Raw genomic sequence first — 19249 nt, 5'->3', positions numbered from 1 at the left:
CATAAGTTAAGAAATTCCGTCGTCCCGCGACTTGTTTGCGGGGCGGCGGACTGCAAAACAAGATACCTTCGCCAATCACGTGACAGAGGCACTGGTATTGTATAAACTAGATCATACCAATGCCAGCATCCATCCCTGTGGATGCAATTATGGCGCAATATATTCCCTCAGCAGGTTAGGGAATTAAAATCGTATGGGATATGATACTAAAACACTTACCCAATGCATTGACATTGTTTCGGTTAGGACTAATTGTTCCGTTCTTGATGTATTTATTTCATGATGAGTACGTTAATGCGTTTTATACATTTATTCTGGCCGGATTTACTGATGGACTGGATGGCTGGTTAGCCAGGTATTTCCATTGGCAAAGCTTTTTTGGCTCTTTTGTTGATCCTTTAGCAGATAAATTGTTAGTCGCATCCAGCTTTATCTCACTGGCCTTACTGGGTTCATTGCCCTGGTGGCTGGTTATTCTTGTTTTTCTGCGTGATTTGACTATTTCACTGGGAGTTCTTGCCTGGTATTGGTTTATTCAACGTAAGCTGGATTTTGAACCCACTTTGCTCAGCAAATTCAATACAACCTTCCAATTAGCCCTGGTCACCTTATGTCTGTTTGAGCTTGCCTATTTTAAATTCCCCCAATATATAGAAGACATTTTAATTTACTTAACCGCCTTCACTACTGCAACCACTTATGTTGATTACATTTGGACCTGGGGAAAAAAGGCCTGGCCTAAAAAAGAACTATTAAAATGAACAAGCAGCTCGCTCTAGCCATAAAAATAAATGATGAAGCCACTCTTGCTGATTTTAACTGGGAAAATAACGGCCTGTTACAGCAACAACTGCATCACATGCTTACCCTGAAAGAAGACCGGTTATTATACCTTTGGGGCGTTAAAGGTATTGGGAAGTCCTATTTGCTGCAAGCCTGCTGTCAGGCCATCAATTCCACCCAATCAGCAATATACCTGCCATTGGCATTATTAAAGGAATGGGGACCTCAGGCGATTGAAGGACTGGAAGACCAGGCTCTTGTTTGCCTTGATGACATAGACACCATAGCTGGTGATCCGGCCTGGGAAGAGGCGTTATTTCACTTGTATAACAAAATCAAAGATGGGGAAACCGGCCTGTTAATTATTTCTGGAGACCAGCCACCGGCTCAAAGTACCATTCAGCTTGCAGATTTACGATCCAGACTTGGCTGGGGTATGGTTATTCAACTCAATGAACTAAGTGATGAAGAAAAGGTTAATACCTTAAAATTGCATGCAACAAAACGTGGCTTTGATTTGCCAGAAAGCGTAGGGCATTTTTTAATTAATCGTTGCTCACGTAACATGCATGACTTACACCAATTGCTGAACCGCCTGGATGATGCTTCACTAGCGGCTCACCGTAAAATCACCATCCCCTTCGTCAAAGACATTCTGAATATTTGAATTACGCTCTTGCCCGAACGGTCGGATTTGAGTGCAGGTTGATGCGCCAAATACGACCGTTCCCGTTTGACAATTTGAAAGTTATGTCTATATATTAATAGGTCGTACAATTTTTCATGCACTGTACAGCCTGGCTATGGATGGCTTTGGAGATTGTTCAATGGAGAGAACCATGAAGAAGCAAGATGTAATAGCAATTGACTCATATGTAGTTGATTATCAAAATAATATTCCTCAACAGCTATCTACAGATTTATATCACTTTCTCGCTAAATCATATCATCTCGCCGATCAGGATGAATTCGAACACTTGATTATACGTCCTGACATAGATGGTGAATTGACTGTGCTTTATGGTGTCAACGATGAAATCGCGGGTTTTTCACGTACCTGCAGGCAAGTACTGACTATAGGACAAAAGCAGGTAACGACTTACTCTGCATATCTCTATCTTAGCCCCCATTTCAAGACAAGCGCTACAGTAGAAAGTGTAGGCCTTACCGAGGCTATCAAGTATAAACTTGCCAATCCGGATGAAGAAATCATTTATCTGGCTTTTGCAAATACTCCCATAGCTTATGAATTCATTTATCAACTCAGTGATACTATCTACCCTAAACCCAATCAGAATATCCCGGAAAAAATAATTCAGGTAATAGAAGCCTTTAAGAAACAAAATGGCTGGATTTCTACAGGCCCACATCCCATGGTGATTAATTCACCGCTGGTGCCCTTAAGAAGCCAAAGCGCTGAATTAATTGATGAAAAAAGTGAGTTAAATGGATTTTATTTATCCGCAAATCCGGATTTTTTACAGGGACATTCCCTATTAGTGTATATGCCGCTGCATTTGGCAAACATCAGTTACGGCTTAAACCACCAGGACTCTAGCCATTGTTATACGCAAAAACAGCCGCATAATTCTCAGATTCGTCCTGGAGGCGGCGCGGCGCAGTGGCGTTCCTAGAATGGTGAAATGAGTAGATATTAGCCCCTGCTTTTTCTCCTGTTGGCTCAGATTTGACAGGAGAAAAAATACCTGCCTCATCAGAAATTTCTCCGACAGATTCAGCCTGCTCCTGATGATTTGTTATTCGCATCATCAGTTCCCGAGTGCTGGTTATTTTTTCTTTTAAGCTCATTAATTTCTCTTCATTATGTTCTAATTTATTCTCATCACACAACAAAGTGATTTTTTCTTCATCCAGGCCAAACCAACCGCTTATCAGTTGTTTTACCCCTACACGCTGTACATACCAATACAAACTAAACGCAGCAACGCCCACTAACGCACTGAATAATATTACTGGCCAAAAGGTTGGGGTAACTGTGGTGATAAATAGCCCCAAAACATAAAGTGCTACCGATTGGCCCGCAAAAAAGCCGCTGCCGAAAAAGAGTAAGCCTGCGGCAGAAGAAAATACTTCTTTCACTATCAGCATGGTATTACTGTTCAAAGCAGCATCAAATTGCTTGCTCGCTCGCAGGACTGATTGAAAACGTTTTTCCAGTATAGAAACAATGTGTTCTAACTGCTGTAGCTCTTCCAACGACATTGCTGCAAGATTATAAGAATTTATTTTTTTCCTAATCGCTTTGATTTCGTTCATTTGTAATAAATAAATGTCCAATAATTTTGGAGCATCCATTAATTTGATCCCTAAGTTTTTAGAAACCTGAACCAGGTCAAAACCGTAAAAAACAACCAGCGATAATAGAGAAAAAAAGATTCCAGCGCCTAAAATAACTGGCGCTGGCAAGGCAAGCACCGTTAACATGGTGGCCATAGAATCAAAACCCTCACAGGCAGCCAAAAGAGTACCTGCTCCAGCAAGAAGGACAAATTTAATTTTGTTTTCCAAAGTCGACTGTTCTTCCGTATGGTTTAATGCACTAGCCTTTCCTTTCAGGGAAGCAAATAAATCAGTCAACAATTCAGCGTGCAAGGACGCACGGAGAAATTCAATGTCTTCATGATTGTCAGTTGCAGTACAAGCAGGAATAATTTCATCATTCAACAGGGCAAGTAATTGAGTAGCTTCAGAAGCGCCAGAAAAAGTTATCCCGGGATCGCATGCCTGTATATACTGCTCAATCAGCTTTTGAGAACGTTCGCTTAATTCTATTTTGCTCTTCATCCCCCCTCCGGTAATTTAAGAAAAGAGTCGTTTTGAGCATAGTTTACACATTTTTAGTTAAAAAATCATTGTATGGTTAAATTTAACTCAATCCATGGGTTGAAGGCCGATGTAACCGAAGCGGTACTCCACCGTCCCGCGGCTTGTCCGCGGTATCCAGAGATCTAAGTTCGAAGTGAGATTCCTGGATCCCGCGGACAAGCCGCGGGACGGCGTAACTCCTTAACTTAATGGCAGTGAGGCGATAGCCTCGTCTCGAAGCCTAAGTACTATGCCAAGGCTTCGAGACAGCGCTATCGCGCTTCCTCAGCCCGAACAGCATCGAGGTAACGACTGGATAAAACAATCTTAACTCACGTTATTTATAATTACTGTTAATTAATGGCTTGGAATGTAAGTTGTAGAATATTCTACCGCTTCTATTTCATTATTTTTTTTATCACTGTCTGTGCCAATGTAACGACTCAGGCGTGGCGATAAGAACCACATTAACAGGGCTATGCTTAAAGTGACCAGACCAATACAGGCAAAGACATCTGTATAGATAATTAATGATTCGACACCCGGTTTAATGTTTTCTGGAAGAGCCGTATAAGATGCTACAGAAGCACCAATAAAACCGGCAACTGCTGAGGTCAGGAACCACATACCCATCACAAAGCCTGCAATACGCCCCGGAACCAGTTCAGCGACCATGGCCACACCCAAAGCAGAAACCAATAACTCACCAAGACTCTGGAACAGATAACTGAGAATCAGCCACCAGGAAGAAACCATGCCGTTACCTGTATAGAAATATCGGGCAAAATAGAGCATTAAAAAGCTTACGGCACACATGGTCATGCCCAAGGCGAACTTGTAAGGAATGGAAAATACAACGCCTTTTTTATGTAATTGCCCGTAAAAATGCGCTAATACCGGACTCATCAATACAATCCAGATAGGATTCAAAGCCTGAAAGCTCTGCGCATCAATAGTAATACCAAAGAAAGTGGGTATTACGTTATTCACAGCGAACAAATTCAAAGAAGTAGGCATCTGCTGATATAAAGTGAAGAAAATAACCGCCTCCAACATTAAGGCAAAAGCGACCAGCATTTTCATACAAGAAGCTTTTCCTTCTTTCTTCATCATAAATCCATAGGCAACCACCACCAGGATAGTAATACACCATAAGAGGTTTTTAGCGAGCATGACGTGCTGCAGCAAATAAGCAGAAAACTCTGTAAAGGCAGCGACACCGAGAAGTACTATAGCCCAATGACGCAGGGTTATCTTACGCTTGTCAGCGTCAGTATTAATATGCGATACATGCTGATGCTGGAACCAATAATTTGCCAATCCTAAAACCAGGCCTATAGCACTAATCAAATAAGCATAAGAATAGCCATAACGACTGGACACTGCTGGTCCCACAAATAAAGCAACCATACTGCCCAAATTAATGGCCATATAATAAAGGGTAAACCCTCCATGCAAGCGGGGATCATTTTCTTCATAACATTTAGACAATAAATTGGAGGGGTTTGCTTTAAAAAGCCCATTACCTACACAAATCAGCCCTAAAGCCAGAAAGACATGTTCTTTATCTGTTATCGCCAGGGAAAAATAACCCGCAGCTAAAACAACCAGCCCCAAAACTATAGTTCTTTTGGTGCCAAGTACCCGATCACCCAGATAACCACCTATGACCACCATGCCGTACACTAATGCGGAATAAGCGCCAAAAGTGTAATATGATGCAACATCGCTGTATCCGAGATAACGGATGAAATAAAGGGTGAGGATGCCCTGAACGGTATAAAAGCCGAATCGCTCCCACAACTCCAACATAAAAATCATGTGAAACGCACGCGGTTGCTCACGAAATAAATTCAACATGATTTTCTGTTCCTTCTGGGAGGGTAAATTTTTAAATTATAGGAATTTTTTACTTTTTGCAATGTACTTTAATATCTATTTTTCAGGATTTTAAAGTGTATTAGCAGTTACTGTATTTCTTTCTTGCCAATTCAACCCATATTCAACTATATTTCGTATTAATAATTATAAAAAATGTAACGTTATGACGGCAAAAAAAGCCCTTTATTTAGCAGGTGGCGGTGCTCGAGGCGCATATCAGGCTGGCGTTTTGAAAGCAATTGGCCATATTTTACAAGTCAAAGCCCTCCCATTCAAAATGGTTAGCGGTGTGAGCGTTGGTAGTATTAATGCTGCGGTGCTCGTTGAGAATGCGGATGATTTTCCAGCAGGCCTGGATAAACTCGAATCGATTTGGGGTGAAATCCATTGCCAGCAAATTTACAAGGCAAGTAATTATGAATTGGGTAAATCAGTAATGAGAAATCTGAGTACCCTGATTATAAAACAACGTCAATCAGGGCATTTACTGGATACTACGCCTTTACGACAATTTCTTGACGAAACTATAGATTTTAATCGCATTGCAGCAAATATCAGCGCAGGTTATGTAGACACTTTCGAGGTTTTAACCGCCTGTTATGAGACTCACCAAACGATTTCTTTTTATGATCATTGCCAACAAACACCCTTTGAAGATTGGAATTATCCTCGCCATACCAGTCAGCACGCGATTATTAATGCGCAACATATTTTAGCGTCCAGTGCCCTGCCTTTATTCTTTCCTCCTATTCATCTTGATGGTTTTCATTATGGGGATGGGAGTGTTGGGCTTGGTACCCCATTGCGTGGAGCAATTCGCTCTCAGGTCGATAAAATCATGATTTTGGGAACCCGGGAACTGCCAGAGTTTACTGATCCAGAGTCTCTGCGTAATGGCGATATTGCCTTTGCCCATATCTTGGGAAATATGATGAACGGGCTCTTTTTGGACAATCTAGACAGGGACATTGAAATGGTGAATCGCATGAATGAAATTGCGACTCTTCTGTCCATGTGGAAAAAACGCCGTTCACCCTGGCGACCAATTACCACTCTGCATCTAAGACCAAGCAGAGACATGGCATCAGTAGCCCAAGAACATTTTAGCAGCATGCCGGTACTCTTGAGGTATTTATTGAATATCCTCGGGGCAAAAAGCCATTCTGGTGATCTGTTAAGCTTTTTATTGTTTGAAAAGGAATTCACTCGTGAACTGATTGAATTAGGCTATCAGGACACCATTGCCAATGCGGCAGAAGTGACTGCCTTTTTTAATTAAGCCAAGTGATTAATTGGTCTGTTGGCGTAATAGATCAAATATTGTTTCTGTTTCAGGCAAGACTCCATTCCATATAAAAAAAGACTCGGCGGCCTGTTCAACCAACATGCCCAGTCCATCGACAGCCTCACACCCCTGGCTTTTCGCATAATGAACAAAAGAGGTGTCTTCTTTTAGCTTGTAAGACAAATCATAACAAAAGGGATGATGAGACATCAGCGCCTTTGGCAACTCAAGAGCGTCGTCAGATAAACTGGCAGAGGTTGCATTAATCACCAGGTCAAAACGGCTATTTAATTGGTTCAGCCCAATAATCTCTATTTTCGGAAAGGTTTGTTGTAACTCGTCTGCTTTTTCTATACTGCGGATGGCTACCGTCAATGAGGCTGGAGCCATTTCCAGCAAGGGATAAATAATGCCACGTGCCGCGCCCCCTCCGCCCAGAATTAAAATACTCTTCCTATTCAACTCCATATAGCGCAGGAGATCACGAACCAGGCCAATGCCATCTGTATTATCTGCATGCAGTTGCGCATTGCTCATCCATAAAGTGTTCGCAGCGCCCGCACGTTTGCAACGTTCCGTAGCCTGACTGGCGAGAGCAAATGCTCTTTGTTTATAGGGTAAGGTAATATTAAGTCCCGAGCCATTATGTCTAAAAAAAGTGGTAATTTGCTCTTCAAACACTACATCATCTCCCAACATTTTTTCGTAACTCAAAGACATCTTACATTGCTCGGCAAAATGCTGGTGAATCACTGGTGACACACTATGGGCAATGGGATTGCCAACAACTGCAAATCGTTTCAAAGACTATCTCCCGGTTGGGCTAATTCAGAATGTTAATTTAACACGAGTTATGGGTAAGAAGCTTGATTTACTTCGATGCCGTTCGGGCTGAGGAGAGGCGATAGCCTCGTCTCGAAGCCTTAGCACCATGCCAAGGTTTCGAGACAGCGCTATCGCGCTTCCTCAGCCCGAACGGCATCGAAGTAACGACTGGATAAAAAAACTTCTTATCCATAACTCACATTAATTTACAGAATAAAAATCATAAATTAAAGATAGCTTTTTAATAATTTATTAAGTATTTTAGACATACAATCGCAATATTAAACAGATTGAACAGTGGGAGTAATTGAAAATGGCTCTAAGTACGGAAATAAAAGATGCGAGTTTAACCGCTTTGTTGCGGCATTATGACAATGATACCTGGCAGTTAACTGATACAGAAAGACAGATCCTTACCCGCATTAACCAGTTAGCCGCAGAAAACGATATTCCCTTGTCTTCGCAAAGTCGTGACTTGTTGGACACTTTATTAAGAACGGTAAAACAAAGTTCTTCAATAGAGAATCTCACTGCTGAACAAGCGCCTGATGTAATCTTTGGTTTTCTGCTGACCGCCTTGGGAGAACAATCTCTAGCGAACCAAAGCCGACATCGCTCACAAGGACGCTTCGACACGACTCCTCTCTATCTGCGGGCCGCAAGAGATCAGATGCAAGATCATGACATGACCCTCCTGATGCCAAAATCCACTGACCGTATTTCAGTTATGGCCGTGTTAAATACGAATGACAACTCAGCTGCGGCAATCCAGGATAATCTTGCAAGTGAAATTTTTGATGAGCATATCAGGCATATTATTATCCCCATTGGTCCTGGTCATTGGAGAGGCGTCTATTTAACGAAACATGATGGCCTGTTTGATCTTGAATTATTTGATCCCTATGGGGGCACTGGTGCAAGGGCCATTGAATCGTTTATCCTCAGACTATTGGAATCTTGTGGTTTATCCGAAGACCTGTTGCAAATACGTTATTCCGGCCCTGTACACCCGCAGGGTGATGCTTACTCTTGTGGCGATTTTACCTGTGCTTACAGTCACAAAAAGATGAAGGAATTTGGTGCCACAGCAGAGCAGTACAACGAAAATCTGATTGCAACGCTGGATAGTTTGGGTAATAAGGATAATGTTCTTAGATTGGCAACACGGGAAGAAATTCGCAAATTAAGCGAACCCTCAGTAAGCATTGCGGAGCCGGAGGCGTCCATAAGACCAATTCCAGTGCCGGTTCCAGTAATTGTTCAAGAACCTGTATCACTACCAGTTCCAGAACCTGTAAAAGTGAACGTATCAGACATGCCTGCAGCATCAGAAGAATCAAATCCTGTGACACCTGAACCAGTTGTTTCCAAACCCCAAAGTGCGACAACTAATGCACCCTCAACCGGGTTGACTATTGGTACAGCAACCATCATTGGAGCGTTCGCAGGTGCAATTGCCGGATTTGTGATTCTACCTGCGGTTGCAATCGTTACTCTGGCAGTTGTCATTGGAGCCGGGATTGGTGCTTTACTTGGGCTGGCCGTAAATGCTTTAAGCATGTTGTTTGCTTCTCCAAAGGTATCAATACCAGAGAATAAAGTTCAGGCAACTCCCGTTAACCCGACATCAGCAGCAGAAGCATCTTTAAGGTCTGTTGTACAGCCAGAGCAAGAGCCCATTATAAGTGGACCTTTATTTGCACCGGTACCTGCCAGAGGGACGGGAGAAGAGCACGAGGAAGATCCAGGCATTGCATTAAGAAGATCTTGAGAGCAGTCGTAGCCCGGTCTGCTTGCAGCCGGGATCAAAGTGGCACCATGCCACTTTCGGGAGATCAATCCTTCGCGCCAAAAGACGCGATCAGGACGCTATGAATCAGAGTGGTTAACCCGCCAGGCTTTTATCCACCAACTCACGTAAATCCGCTGACAATTCCAATGCAGCTAAGCGCTCTAATTGCTGTTTCATCAACTTCTGTCTTTGGCTATCAAAACGCTGCCAACGCGTAAATGGCGTTGCAAGGCGTGCTGCAATTTGCGAATTGATTTTATCCAGCGTGATCAGCAGTTCTGTTAAAAAGGCATAACCACTGCCGTCAAGAGCATGGAAATTACGCGGATTAGCCATACAAAAAGCGCCAATCAGTGATCGAACCTTGTTAGGATTTTTGATACTGAATGCAGGGTGGTTTGTCAATTGTTTCACACGACTTAACGTATCAGGTAATTCGGAGGTGGCTTGCAAAGCAAACCATTTATCCAGAACCAAATCGTCTTCAGACCATTGGCTGTAAAAGTCATTAATTGCTTTTTCTCTGCAGGTCGCATTGGAAGAATTAACCAATAAACCAAAACTCGCGATTTGATCGGTCATTGTTTTTGCCGCAGTAAACTGATGCTGGCAATTGTCCAAAGCAGACGCTTCATCAGCCTTCATCATCAGCCATAGACAAATATTACGCAATTTTCTTCGCCCATACGCCAGGCCATTCATACTGTGATCTTCTGCCTGCCATAAGTTTTTATAAACCTGAGACAGTGATTCATACAGGCTTAAGCCCAATTGTTTACGGAAAAAATCACGTACCGATTCCAAAAGACTTACATCAACCGAATCTACCTGATTAATCACGTCTTCAAACCCTGGCGGCGTCAATAATTCTGCACGCAGGTCATAATCCAGGGAGTCATTCAGCAGCACATGCTCAAATGCAGCAATTAAGGGCTCAGGTATCTGCCATTGTTCCGATGGTAAACCCATACATTCATTAATACAATTAAGAACCAGGCGTTGTGCCGCATCCCATTTGGCATATCCATCCGTCTCATGACGTAATAAAAATAATAATTCGTCCTGAGTCAATTCATCTTTCAATTTTACTGGTGCTGAGAACTCTCTTAATAAGGACACCACCGGTTTTTCAGACAAACCTGCAAAAACGAAACTCTGTTCTTTCTCCTTTAATTCCATAATGTCGTTGTCAATGGCCATCATATGACCTTTTGAATCAAACAAAGCAATACGAACCGGAATATGGAACGGTTTTTTATCCTTACATTCGGGAGTTGGCGGACAATTTTGTTGCATGGTCAGTGTCAAACGACCGTCAGCATATTCGCTTTTGACGTGAATTTCAGGTGTTCCTGCCTGACTGTACCAACGCTTGAATTGAGTCAAATCAAGACCATTTGCATCTTCCATTGCAGCGACAAAATCATCAATAGTCACTGCGTGGCCATCGTGGCGTTTAAAATATAAATCCATCCCTCGTCTGTAACGGTCTTTACCTAACAAGGTATGTTGCATCCGAATAACTTCAGCACCTTTATTATAGATGGTCGATGTATAGAAATTATTAATTTCCTGATAAGACTCAGGCCTGACAGGATGTGCCATGCTGCCCGCATCTTCGGGAAATTGACCACTGCGTAACAATTTGACATCCATAATCCGATTCACATCACGCGAATTCATATCCCGTGAAAACTCCTGATCACGAAAAACGGTTAATCCTTCTTTTAAGCTTAATTGAAACCAGTCACGGCAAGTGACCCGGTTACCGGTCCAATTATGGAAATACTCATGGGCAACAACGCCTTCAACATCAGCAAAATCCTGATCGGTTGCTGTGTCGGGACGTGCAAGAATATATTTGGAGTTAAAAATATTAAGTCCTTTATTCTCCATAGCACCCATATTAAAGTCACTTACAGCAACTATCATGAAGATGTCCAAATCATATTCACGGCCATAGACTTCTTCATCCCAGCGCATGGATTTTTTTAATGATTCCATTGCATGCAAGCATTTATCTTCATTGCCCGGTTCAACATAAATGCGCAAATCCACTGTACGTCCGGAACAGGTAGTAAATTCATCGTTCAGGCAAGCCAGATCACCCGCAACCAATGCAAACAAATAGGATGGCTTTTTAAACGGATCATGCCAGACAACCCAGTGACGTCCATCAGAAGTCTCACCAGATTCCATGAGGTTGCCATTAGACAGCAATATGGGGTATTGCTTTTTATCTGCAGAAATTTTTGTGGTATACGTAGCCAGTACGTCAGGCCTGTCCAGAAAATAAGTTATTCGCCGGAATCCTTCCGCTTCACACTGAGTACAAAACAGATGATTTGAGCGATATAAACCTGATAATTGGGTATTATTCTGGGGATAAATACGCGTCGTTATTTCCAGAATCATTTCATCAGGGCAACGATCTATAATAAGAGCATCTTCACGAAGAGTATAATCTGAAGCGCCTAATGGAAGTCCGTTCATCCGTACTGAAATCAGTTCCAGCTCATCACCGTACAAATGCAAAGCGCCATCATGTTGACGTGTTAATTTCATGGTACTGTTGACCATTGCGTGGTCGACGTGCAAATCAAAGGCTAACTCCACAGTGTCAATTGCAAACGAAGGTGGCTGATAATTTTTCAGGTAAACGGTTGTATCTGGCATAATCGTTGCTTTCCTTGTAAAAAAACAATTAAGTTTATTGATTTAAGTATTAATTTTATCTGCATAGCTAGCATATTTCGCTGGTTTCGATACTATACTAGAAATATAAAGAGGTATTTTTGTTGTTTTACCAGCGATAAGAAAAAAAAGCAAAAAAATAATAAGCGAATATAAGATATATCCTTCTCAGGGATTAAGCAAAAGGGGATAGCAATGAATACACAAGACTTTTTGGCCGGTTATACCAAACGCTTTGTTGATAACAAAGAAGAAGAAATGAGTTTGGACGAGTATTTGGAGCTCTGTAAAACAGACCCTTCGGCTTACGCCAATCCCGCGGAACGCCTGTTGATGGCCATCGGTGAACCTGAGATGGTTGATACTCGACATGATCCTGTTTTATCACGCATTTTCTCCAATAAAGTCATTCACCAATATCCTGTATTTAAAGATTTTTACGGCATGGAAGAGCCCATAGAACAAATTGTAGGGTTCTTAAAACACGCGGCTCAAGGTCTGGAAGAGACCAAGCAGGTACTTTATCTTTTGGGTCCTGTGGGTGGTGGTAAATCGTCTATTGCGGAAAAATTAAAAGATTTGATGGAAAAAACTCCTTTTTATGCCATCAAAGGATCACCAGTTTTTGAATCGCCACTAGCCCTGTTTAATCCCCAGGAAGACGGTGAATTGCTGAAAGAGCGTTTTGGCATACCCACTCGTCACTTGCGCTATCTCATGTCTCCATGGGCAGTGAAACGCCTGCAGGAATTTAACGGTGACATAAGTCAGTTTCGTGTAGTCAAAATCAAACCCTCTCGCTTAAAGCAAATTGCTATAGCCAAAACAGAGCCTGGAGATGAAAACAATCAGGATATTTCTTCATTGGTTGGTAAAGTCGATATTCGTAAACTTGAAGAATTCTCTCAGGATGATCCGGATGCTTACAGCTTCTCTGGCGGATTATGCCGTGCAAACCGCGGTTTGTTAGAATTCGTGGAAATGTTCAAGGCACCCATCAAAGTATTACATCCTTTGTTGACAGCAACACAGGAAGGAAACTACAACGCGACTGAAGGCTTGTCTGCAATACCCTTTGAAGGCATCATTTTAGCACACTCTAATGAATCAGAATGGCAAACGTTCAGAAACAATAAAAACAACGAAGCCTTTATAGACCGAATTAATATAGTCAAAGTACCTTATTGCCTGCGCGTTTCTGAAGAAACCAAAATTTATGAAAAACTGATTGATAACAGTTCTTTGTCTAAAGCCCATTGCGCACCAGGTACTCTTGATATGCTGGCTCAGTTTTCCGTTCTTACCCGACTCAAAGAACCACAAAACTCAAGCATCTATTCTAAAATGCGCGTGTATAATGGCGAGAGTTTAAAAGATACCGATCCTAAAGCAAAATCCTATCAGGAATACCGTGATTTTGCCGGCGTTGATGAGGGAATGAGCGGTATATCCACGCGTTTCTCCTTTAAAATTCTGTCTAAAGTATTCAATTTTGATCACAGTGAAATTGCGGCCAACCCCGTTCACCTGATGTATGTGCTGGAACGTCAGATCGAACAGGAACAATTCCCTCAGGAGGTTCAGGAAAATTATTTAAGCTTTATTAAAGAATACCTGGCAACCAAGTATGTGGAATTTATTGGTAAAGAAATTCAAACCGCCTATCTGGAATCTTATTCTGAATACGGACAAAATATTTTTGACCGTTACATTACGTATGCAGATTTCTGGATTCAGGATCAGGATTATCGTGATCCTGACACCGGTGAAATTTTTGACCGAGGCCTGTTAAATCTGGAACTGGAAAAAATTGAAAAACCGGCAGGAATTTCCAATCCTAAGGATTTTCGTAATGAGGTAGTCAATTTCGTTTTACGTGCTCGTGCGAACAACCGAGGCAAAAATCCGGTATGGAACAGTTATGAAAAGTTGAAAACGGTCATTGAGAAGAAAATGTTCACGAATACCGAAGACTTGTTACCTGTCATTTCTTTCAATGCAAAAGCATCAGAAGATGATAAGAAAAAACATGAGGAATTTATCTCTCGCATGGTGGAAAAGGGCTACACACGAAAACAAGTTCGGCTACTTTGTGAATGGTACTTAAGAGTACGAAAATCACAATAAGGCTTGAACCCATAAGACAGTCAAGGTTTGATGTCTGTGCGTTAAAGAAAGTTGACGCAAATGACCTGTGAGATAAAACTCACAGGGCCTTGACCATAATAACCTGTTCAAGGTGTGGAGCTAATTATGTCGCAATTGATTGATAGACGACAAAATGCCGGCAAGAAAAGTACGGTGAACCGCCAGCGCTTTTTGCGCCGTTATAAAAACCAAATCAAACGCGCTGTTTCAGATGCTGTGGGTAAACGCAGTATTACTGAAATTGATCAAGGCGAACAAATTACTATTCCGGCAAAAGATATTTCCGAACCCGTGTTTCACCGTGGAAGAGGGGGGCATGTAGAACGGGTGTTACCTGGAAACGACAATTTCATTACTGGTGATCGGATTAAACGCCCTAATGGCGGTGAAGCCGGTGGTGGCGGAGGTGATGCCAGTGACAGCGGTGATGGAGAAGATGATTTCGTATTTGAACTCTCGCGTGAAGAATTTTTAGAATTGTATTTTGAAGATTTGGAGTTACCTGACTTAGTCAAAAAGGAACTGGCTCGTATCAGCACCTTTAAAACCGTGCGTGCCGGCGTTTCCACCAGCGGAATTCCAAATAACATCAATGTGCTACGCTCAATGAAACAAGCTACAGGACGTCGTGTCGCTTTAGCCTCACCCTATAAAAAGCAATTAAAAGAGGCAGAGGCTGAATTGGCTCGCCTGAAAGAACAACCTGATCCCGATCAAGTGGCCCTGTCAGAACTAGAGCGAAGTATTGAGGTATTAAAAAGAAAAATAAATAATGTACCTTATATAGATACTATAGATCTCCGTTACAACCATCGTGTCCGTATCCCGGCGCCTTCAACCCAGGCAGTCATGTTTTGCATTATGGACGTGTCTGGTTCTATGGATGAAGCCAAAAAAGATATTGCAAAACGCTTTTTTATTTTACTTTATATGTTTCTGACCAAAAACTATGACCGAATTGAACTGGTGTTTATTCGTCACCATACCTCGGCAAAAGAAGTGAATGAAGAAGAGTTTTTCTATTCAAGAGAAACCGGAGGTACCGTAGTTTCCAGTGCCCTGGAATTATTAAATACGACAATAGAAGCACGCTACCCTCCACAGGCATGGAACATTTATGTAGCCCAGGCTTCAGATGGAGATAACTGGAATGCAGATTCCCCTTATTGTCAGGAGTTGCTCCAGGAAAAAATTATGCCTTTATTACAATATTTTGCTTACATAGAAATCATGCCCAGGCATCATCAGAGCCTTTGGGAAGTATATCAACAGGTGAAAGAGCGTTATCCTAACTTTGCTATGGAAAATATTGATACTGTGGCCGATATTTATCCTGTATTCCGCGAATTATTTAAAAGGAAAACCGCATGAAAAGAAAGCCTCTATCAACTGGCGCAGAATGGACTTTCGAGTTAATACAGGCCTATGACCGGGAAATTGCCCGTATTGCCAAAGAGTTTAAACTGGATACCTATCCGAACCAGATAGAAGTAATTACTGCCGAACAAATGATGGATGCCTATGCCTCAGTTGGAATGCCTATAGGATATCACCACTGGTCCTTTGGAAAACATTTTGTCGGCGTAGAAAAAAATTACAAGCGGGGACAAATGGGTCTGGCCTATGAAATGGTCATTAATTCAGATCCCTGTATTTCTTATCTGATGGAAGAAAACACCATGGCCATGCAGGCTTTGGTTATAGCCCACGCCTGTTACGGTCATAACTCCTTTTTTAAGAACAATTACCTCTTTAAAATGTGGACTTCTGCCGATGCCATCATTGACTATCTGGTCTTTGCGAAAAAGTACATCAGTGAATGCGAAGAACGCCATGGAATTGATGAAGTTGAAGCGGTGCTTGATGCCTGCCATGCCCTGATGAATTATGGCGTGGATCGCTACAAACATCCTACCGCCTTATCCATTCAGGAAGAAAAAATAAGACAACAAAACCGCGAAATTTACATGCAGTCCCAGGTGAATGAATTATGGCGCACCATACCGCACAGCAAGCAATTAGATGAAAACGGCCGTAAAAAACGCTTTCCAGAAGAGCCTCAGGAAAATATTTTATATTTCATTGAAAAAAATGCGCCACTGTTGGAACCCTGGCAAAGGGAAATTGTACGTATAGTAAGAAAATTGGCACAATATTTTTATCCCCAAGGCCAAACCAAGGTTATGAACGAAGGCTGGGCCTGTTTCTGGCACTATACCCTTTTACATACCATGTATGACGAAGGCCTGGTCACCGATGAATTTATGTTGGAAATCTTGCAAAGCCATACCAATGTCATCATGCAACCTGCCTATAATAGCCCGTATTTCAGCGGTATTAACCCCTATACTCTGGGCTATCATATGATGCAGGACATCAAACGCATATGCGAAAACCCTACGGAAGAAGATAAAAAATGGTTCCCGTATCTGGCAAATACCGATTGGTTAACCAGTCTGGATACTGCGATGCGCAATTACAAAGATGAGAGTTTTATTGCCCAATATTTATCGCCTAAATTAATTCGTGATTTAAAATTATTTCACATCGTGGATGATGATCGCAGCCCGGAGCTTTATGTACACGCCATTCATGATGAACCGGGATACCAGCAAATCAGGGAAGCTTTATCCAGACAATATAATCTGGGTTATCTGGAACCCGATATCCAGGTCTATTCAGTTGATTTACAAGGCGACCGTTCACTTACCTTGCGATACACCCAGCAAAATCGGGTGCCTTTAGGTGAAACTACCGCCGACGTACTGAAACATCTTCACTCATTATGGAAATTTCCTGTCATACTGCAATCAGTTGATTCAGAAGATAAAATTGCCGCTGAATTCAGATGCCCTCCCCTTTCAGCCAAAACCAGCTAAAAACCCTCAGGTCTGGCAACGGACCTGATTTTAACACCAGGGTGGTAACCTAATAATTTCTTAATAATTGTGAGCTATAATTAGGCATAAATTCTCAGCGGAGGACATCATGCCTTTAAGTCAAACCAAAATTCTGGTGAATACTTACGGTCGTAAGTTGCAAGATGGCAGCATTTCAGATGCTGAAATAGATTATCTGCTACAGAATGATACGTTTAAAAAGTCAGAAGGGTATGTTGACACATCCAAACCACTTTCAGATTCCAATTTCAGTAAAATGGACTCCATCAAAGATTTTGTTCTTACCATTGCTCCGACCATACCGCAGGACAAGCTCCATGATTTAACCGCCCGACTTATTGCGCGCTCACCTGAGGGTGATAAAAACACCTTCATGAGAGGTTCTTCTCTGGAAAAAGCTTTTTTGGCTTATGAATTGCTGCATTATCCAGCAACAGCAGAGGCTCATTTTGATTCTGAACGTGTGAAAAAAGAGTTTCCCGGAGCAAATGATATTCCCAACCTGAAGGCAGTTATTTTAGAACCTATTATTGCATTTTATCGTACTGCGCCCCCTCCTGCAAAATTACAGAATCTCATCAAACTCTGCTCTGATTATAAATCACATTTAGAGTCCTCTGTTGGTATTGAGAAATTAAAACAATCCGCTAATGAAGTTCCCACTCTGGCTCAGGCAAAATACCAGATCGTGAATCAAATGCTGGATAAACTTAATGACAAGACTCTGGAGAGTGCCGATCGTATTAAAAAAATGTCAGAAGTACTCACCCCGCAAAACAGGGAAACACTCAAGAACAGGCGAGATTCATCAGCTGGTGCTCGTTTTCTCGAGAACATTTTACATGTTTTAACGCTGACACTTTATTCCGTATTTTCCAAAGGTACAGCAAGTTTTTGGAAATCGCATGGCGAAGCATTAACTGACAACATTGATAAGGAAAACGAAGCGGATAATTCTAATAAAATGAAATAGATCGTTTCACATACATGAATGGGGGTAAAATGTCTTTAAAACAGTGGGTTGTATCTGCCACCGCAAGCTTGGTACTGGTTAGTAATTTAGCGTTTTCGCAAAACCTGTCACCGCAACAAATCCAGGCATCTCAGGCTTTTAATCAACCAATCAGCCATCAAAAAGAAATTAACACCGCCTTGAATGAAGTAGTAGCCGCCAACATTTGGCAGACCTTAGCTCATTTAACGGCCTATCCTAACCGTTCTGCGACCAAAGAAACGGGTGTTGAAGCAGCAAATTGGTTAAAAGCGACCATAGACGCAATGATTGTTGAATCAGGACGTAGCGATACTGAAACCTATTTTGTTAAAACGGGTTGGTACAAACAACCCTCTCTGGTGACCGTCATAGGTAAAGACTTAAAGGCTCCAGCTATTGTGATTGGTGCTCATATGGATACCCCGGATGGACATATGCCAGGTGCTGATGAAGGAAGCGGTGCTGCCATTATTATGGAAGCTGCCCGTGTTTTATTATCCTCTAAAACTGCATTAAAGCGCCCGGTTTATATTATCTGGTATGCTGCGGGCAATAGAAAATACGCAGGAGCTCAGTATGTAGTAGAGCATTTTCAACAAAAGGACATTGCAGTTAAAGCAGTACTCCAGTTTGATAAGAACGGCTACCGCTCCAATCCACGAGATGCCACCATGTGGGTCTTTAGTGACAGCAGTAATAAGGATTTAGGTATTTATACCGCAAAACTGATTGATACCTATATTCATGTTCCTATGGATTATTCAAGTTGCAGTAACGAGTGCAGCGACCATAGTGCCTGGACAGAAGAAGGAACTGCGGCGGCTTTCGCGACCGAATCCAATATAGAAAATATGAGTCCTTATGTAGGGACTTCTTCAGATACTATGGCTTTGTTGAGTCTGGAACACATGACCAACTTCTCCAAACTGGCGGTGGCTTTTGTTATGGAACAGGCGCTGTAATAAAGAATTATCAGCAATCCGTAGATCACATCATTTACGTCGTCCTGAGTGTAGTGGTTTAATGGACGACGTAAATCATCCCGTATTACGGCTATCGCCTAATACGGGCTACACACTCCATCTTTGCCATTCTCCGGGGAACCGGGATGGATAGAACTC

Annotated in this window: 14 protein-coding genes; 10 read left to right on the top strand and 4 right to left on the bottom strand. The window is 42.1% G+C overall.

Going from position 1 to position 19249, the window contains the following annotated elements; translation table 11 throughout:
• The first annotated feature begins 200 nt into the window (after positions 1-200).
• From B094_RS0114775 to B094_RS0114765, 3 genes are all read left to right on the top strand, one after another.
• Complete coding sequence (locus B094_RS0114775) at positions 201-761, top strand: CDP-alcohol phosphatidyltransferase family protein (protein WP_026254054.1); 561 nt, start codon at positions 201-203, stop codon at positions 759-761.
• Positions 758-1450, top strand: coding sequence for a DnaA regulatory inactivator Hda (gene hda, locus B094_RS0114770; RefSeq protein WP_018578598.1), 693 nt, complete (start codon positions 758-760; stop codon positions 1448-1450). Before B094_RS0114775 ends, hda begins: the two co-directional genes overlap by 4 nt.
• Before the next feature lie 172 nt (positions 1451-1622).
• Positions 1623-2417, top strand: coding sequence for a hypothetical protein (locus tag B094_RS0114765; protein WP_018578597.1), 795 nt, complete (start codon positions 1623-1625; stop codon positions 2415-2417).
• On the opposite strand, the gene B094_RS16350 is transcribed toward B094_RS0114765, so the two are convergent.
• Positions 2338-3588, bottom strand: coding sequence for a hypothetical protein (locus B094_RS16350; protein WP_018578596.1), 1251 nt, complete (start codon positions 3586-3588; stop codon positions 2338-2340). The genes B094_RS0114765 and B094_RS16350 overlap by 80 nt on opposite strands.
• Before the next feature lie 378 nt (positions 3589-3966).
• Positions 3967-5469 carry an oligopeptide:H+ symporter gene (locus tag B094_RS0114755; RefSeq protein ID WP_018578595.1) on the bottom strand — a complete coding sequence of 501 codons (1503 nt, stop codon included), beginning with the start codon at positions 5467-5469 and terminating at the stop codon, positions 3967-3969.
• Between the two features lie 184 nt (positions 5470-5653).
• Here B094_RS0114755 and B094_RS0114750 point away from each other — a divergent pair, with 184 nt between their 5' ends.
• Positions 5654-6769, top strand: a complete 1116-nt coding sequence (locus B094_RS0114750; RefSeq protein WP_018578594.1) for a patatin-like phospholipase family protein — start codon at positions 5654-5656, stop codon at positions 6767-6769.
• A 9-nt stretch (positions 6770-6778) separates the two neighbouring features.
• Here B094_RS0114750 and aroE read toward each other — a convergent pair whose 3' ends face one another.
• Positions 6779-7579 (bottom strand): shikimate dehydrogenase, encoded by an 801-nt coding sequence (gene aroE, locus B094_RS0114745; protein ID WP_018578593.1) that lies wholly within the window; start codon positions 7577-7579, stop codon positions 6779-6781.
• 334 nt (positions 7580-7913) lie between these two features.
• Here aroE and B094_RS16345 point away from each other — a divergent pair, with 334 nt between their 5' ends.
• Positions 7914-9371 (top strand): DUF456 domain-containing protein, encoded by a 1458-nt coding sequence (locus B094_RS16345; protein WP_018578592.1) that lies wholly within the window; start codon positions 7914-7916, stop codon positions 9369-9371.
• 114 nt (positions 9372-9485) lie between these two features.
• On the opposite strand, the gene pepN is transcribed toward B094_RS16345, so the two are convergent.
• Positions 9486-12068 (bottom strand): aminopeptidase N, encoded by a 2583-nt coding sequence (gene pepN / locus B094_RS0114735; RefSeq protein ID WP_018578591.1) that lies wholly within the window; start codon positions 12066-12068, stop codon positions 9486-9488.
• A 213-nt stretch (positions 12069-12281) separates the two neighbouring features.
• Here pepN and B094_RS0114730 point away from each other — a divergent pair, with 213 nt between their 5' ends.
• The 5 genes from B094_RS0114730 (at position 12282) to B094_RS0114710 (ending at position 19090) form a co-directional block, all read left to right on the top strand.
• Positions 12282-14213: a PrkA family serine protein kinase gene (locus B094_RS0114730; RefSeq protein ID WP_018578590.1), complete on the top strand. Its 1932-nt coding sequence runs from the start codon at positions 12282-12284 to the stop codon at positions 14211-14213.
• Positions 14214-14339: 126 nt separating this feature from the next.
• Positions 14340-15605: a YeaH/YhbH family protein gene (locus tag B094_RS0114725; RefSeq protein ID WP_018578589.1), complete on the top strand. Its 1266-nt coding sequence runs from the start codon at positions 14340-14342 to the stop codon at positions 15603-15605.
• Positions 15602-17113: a SpoVR family protein gene (locus B094_RS0114720; protein WP_018578588.1), complete on the top strand. Its 1512-nt coding sequence runs from the start codon at positions 15602-15604 to the stop codon at positions 17111-17113. Before B094_RS0114725 ends, B094_RS0114720 begins: the two co-directional genes overlap by 4 nt.
• A 109-nt stretch (positions 17114-17222) precedes the next feature.
• A complete protein-coding gene (locus tag B094_RS0114715) occupies positions 17223-18107 on the top strand; it encodes a hypothetical protein (protein ID WP_018578587.1) in 885 nt (294 codons plus the stop codon).
• A gap of 29 nt (positions 18108-18136) precedes the next feature.
• Complete coding sequence (locus B094_RS0114710) at positions 18137-19090, top strand: M28 family peptidase (protein ID WP_018578586.1); 954 nt, start codon at positions 18137-18139, stop codon at positions 19088-19090.
• Positions 19091-19249 lie beyond the last annotated feature (159 nt).

The organism is Legionella shakespearei DSM 23087 (assembly GCF_000373765.1).
GTDB classification, from domain to species: Bacteria; Pseudomonadota; Gammaproteobacteria; order Legionellales; family Legionellaceae; genus Legionella; species Legionella shakespearei.
This window is presented reverse-complemented; position numbering and strand designations above follow the sequence as displayed.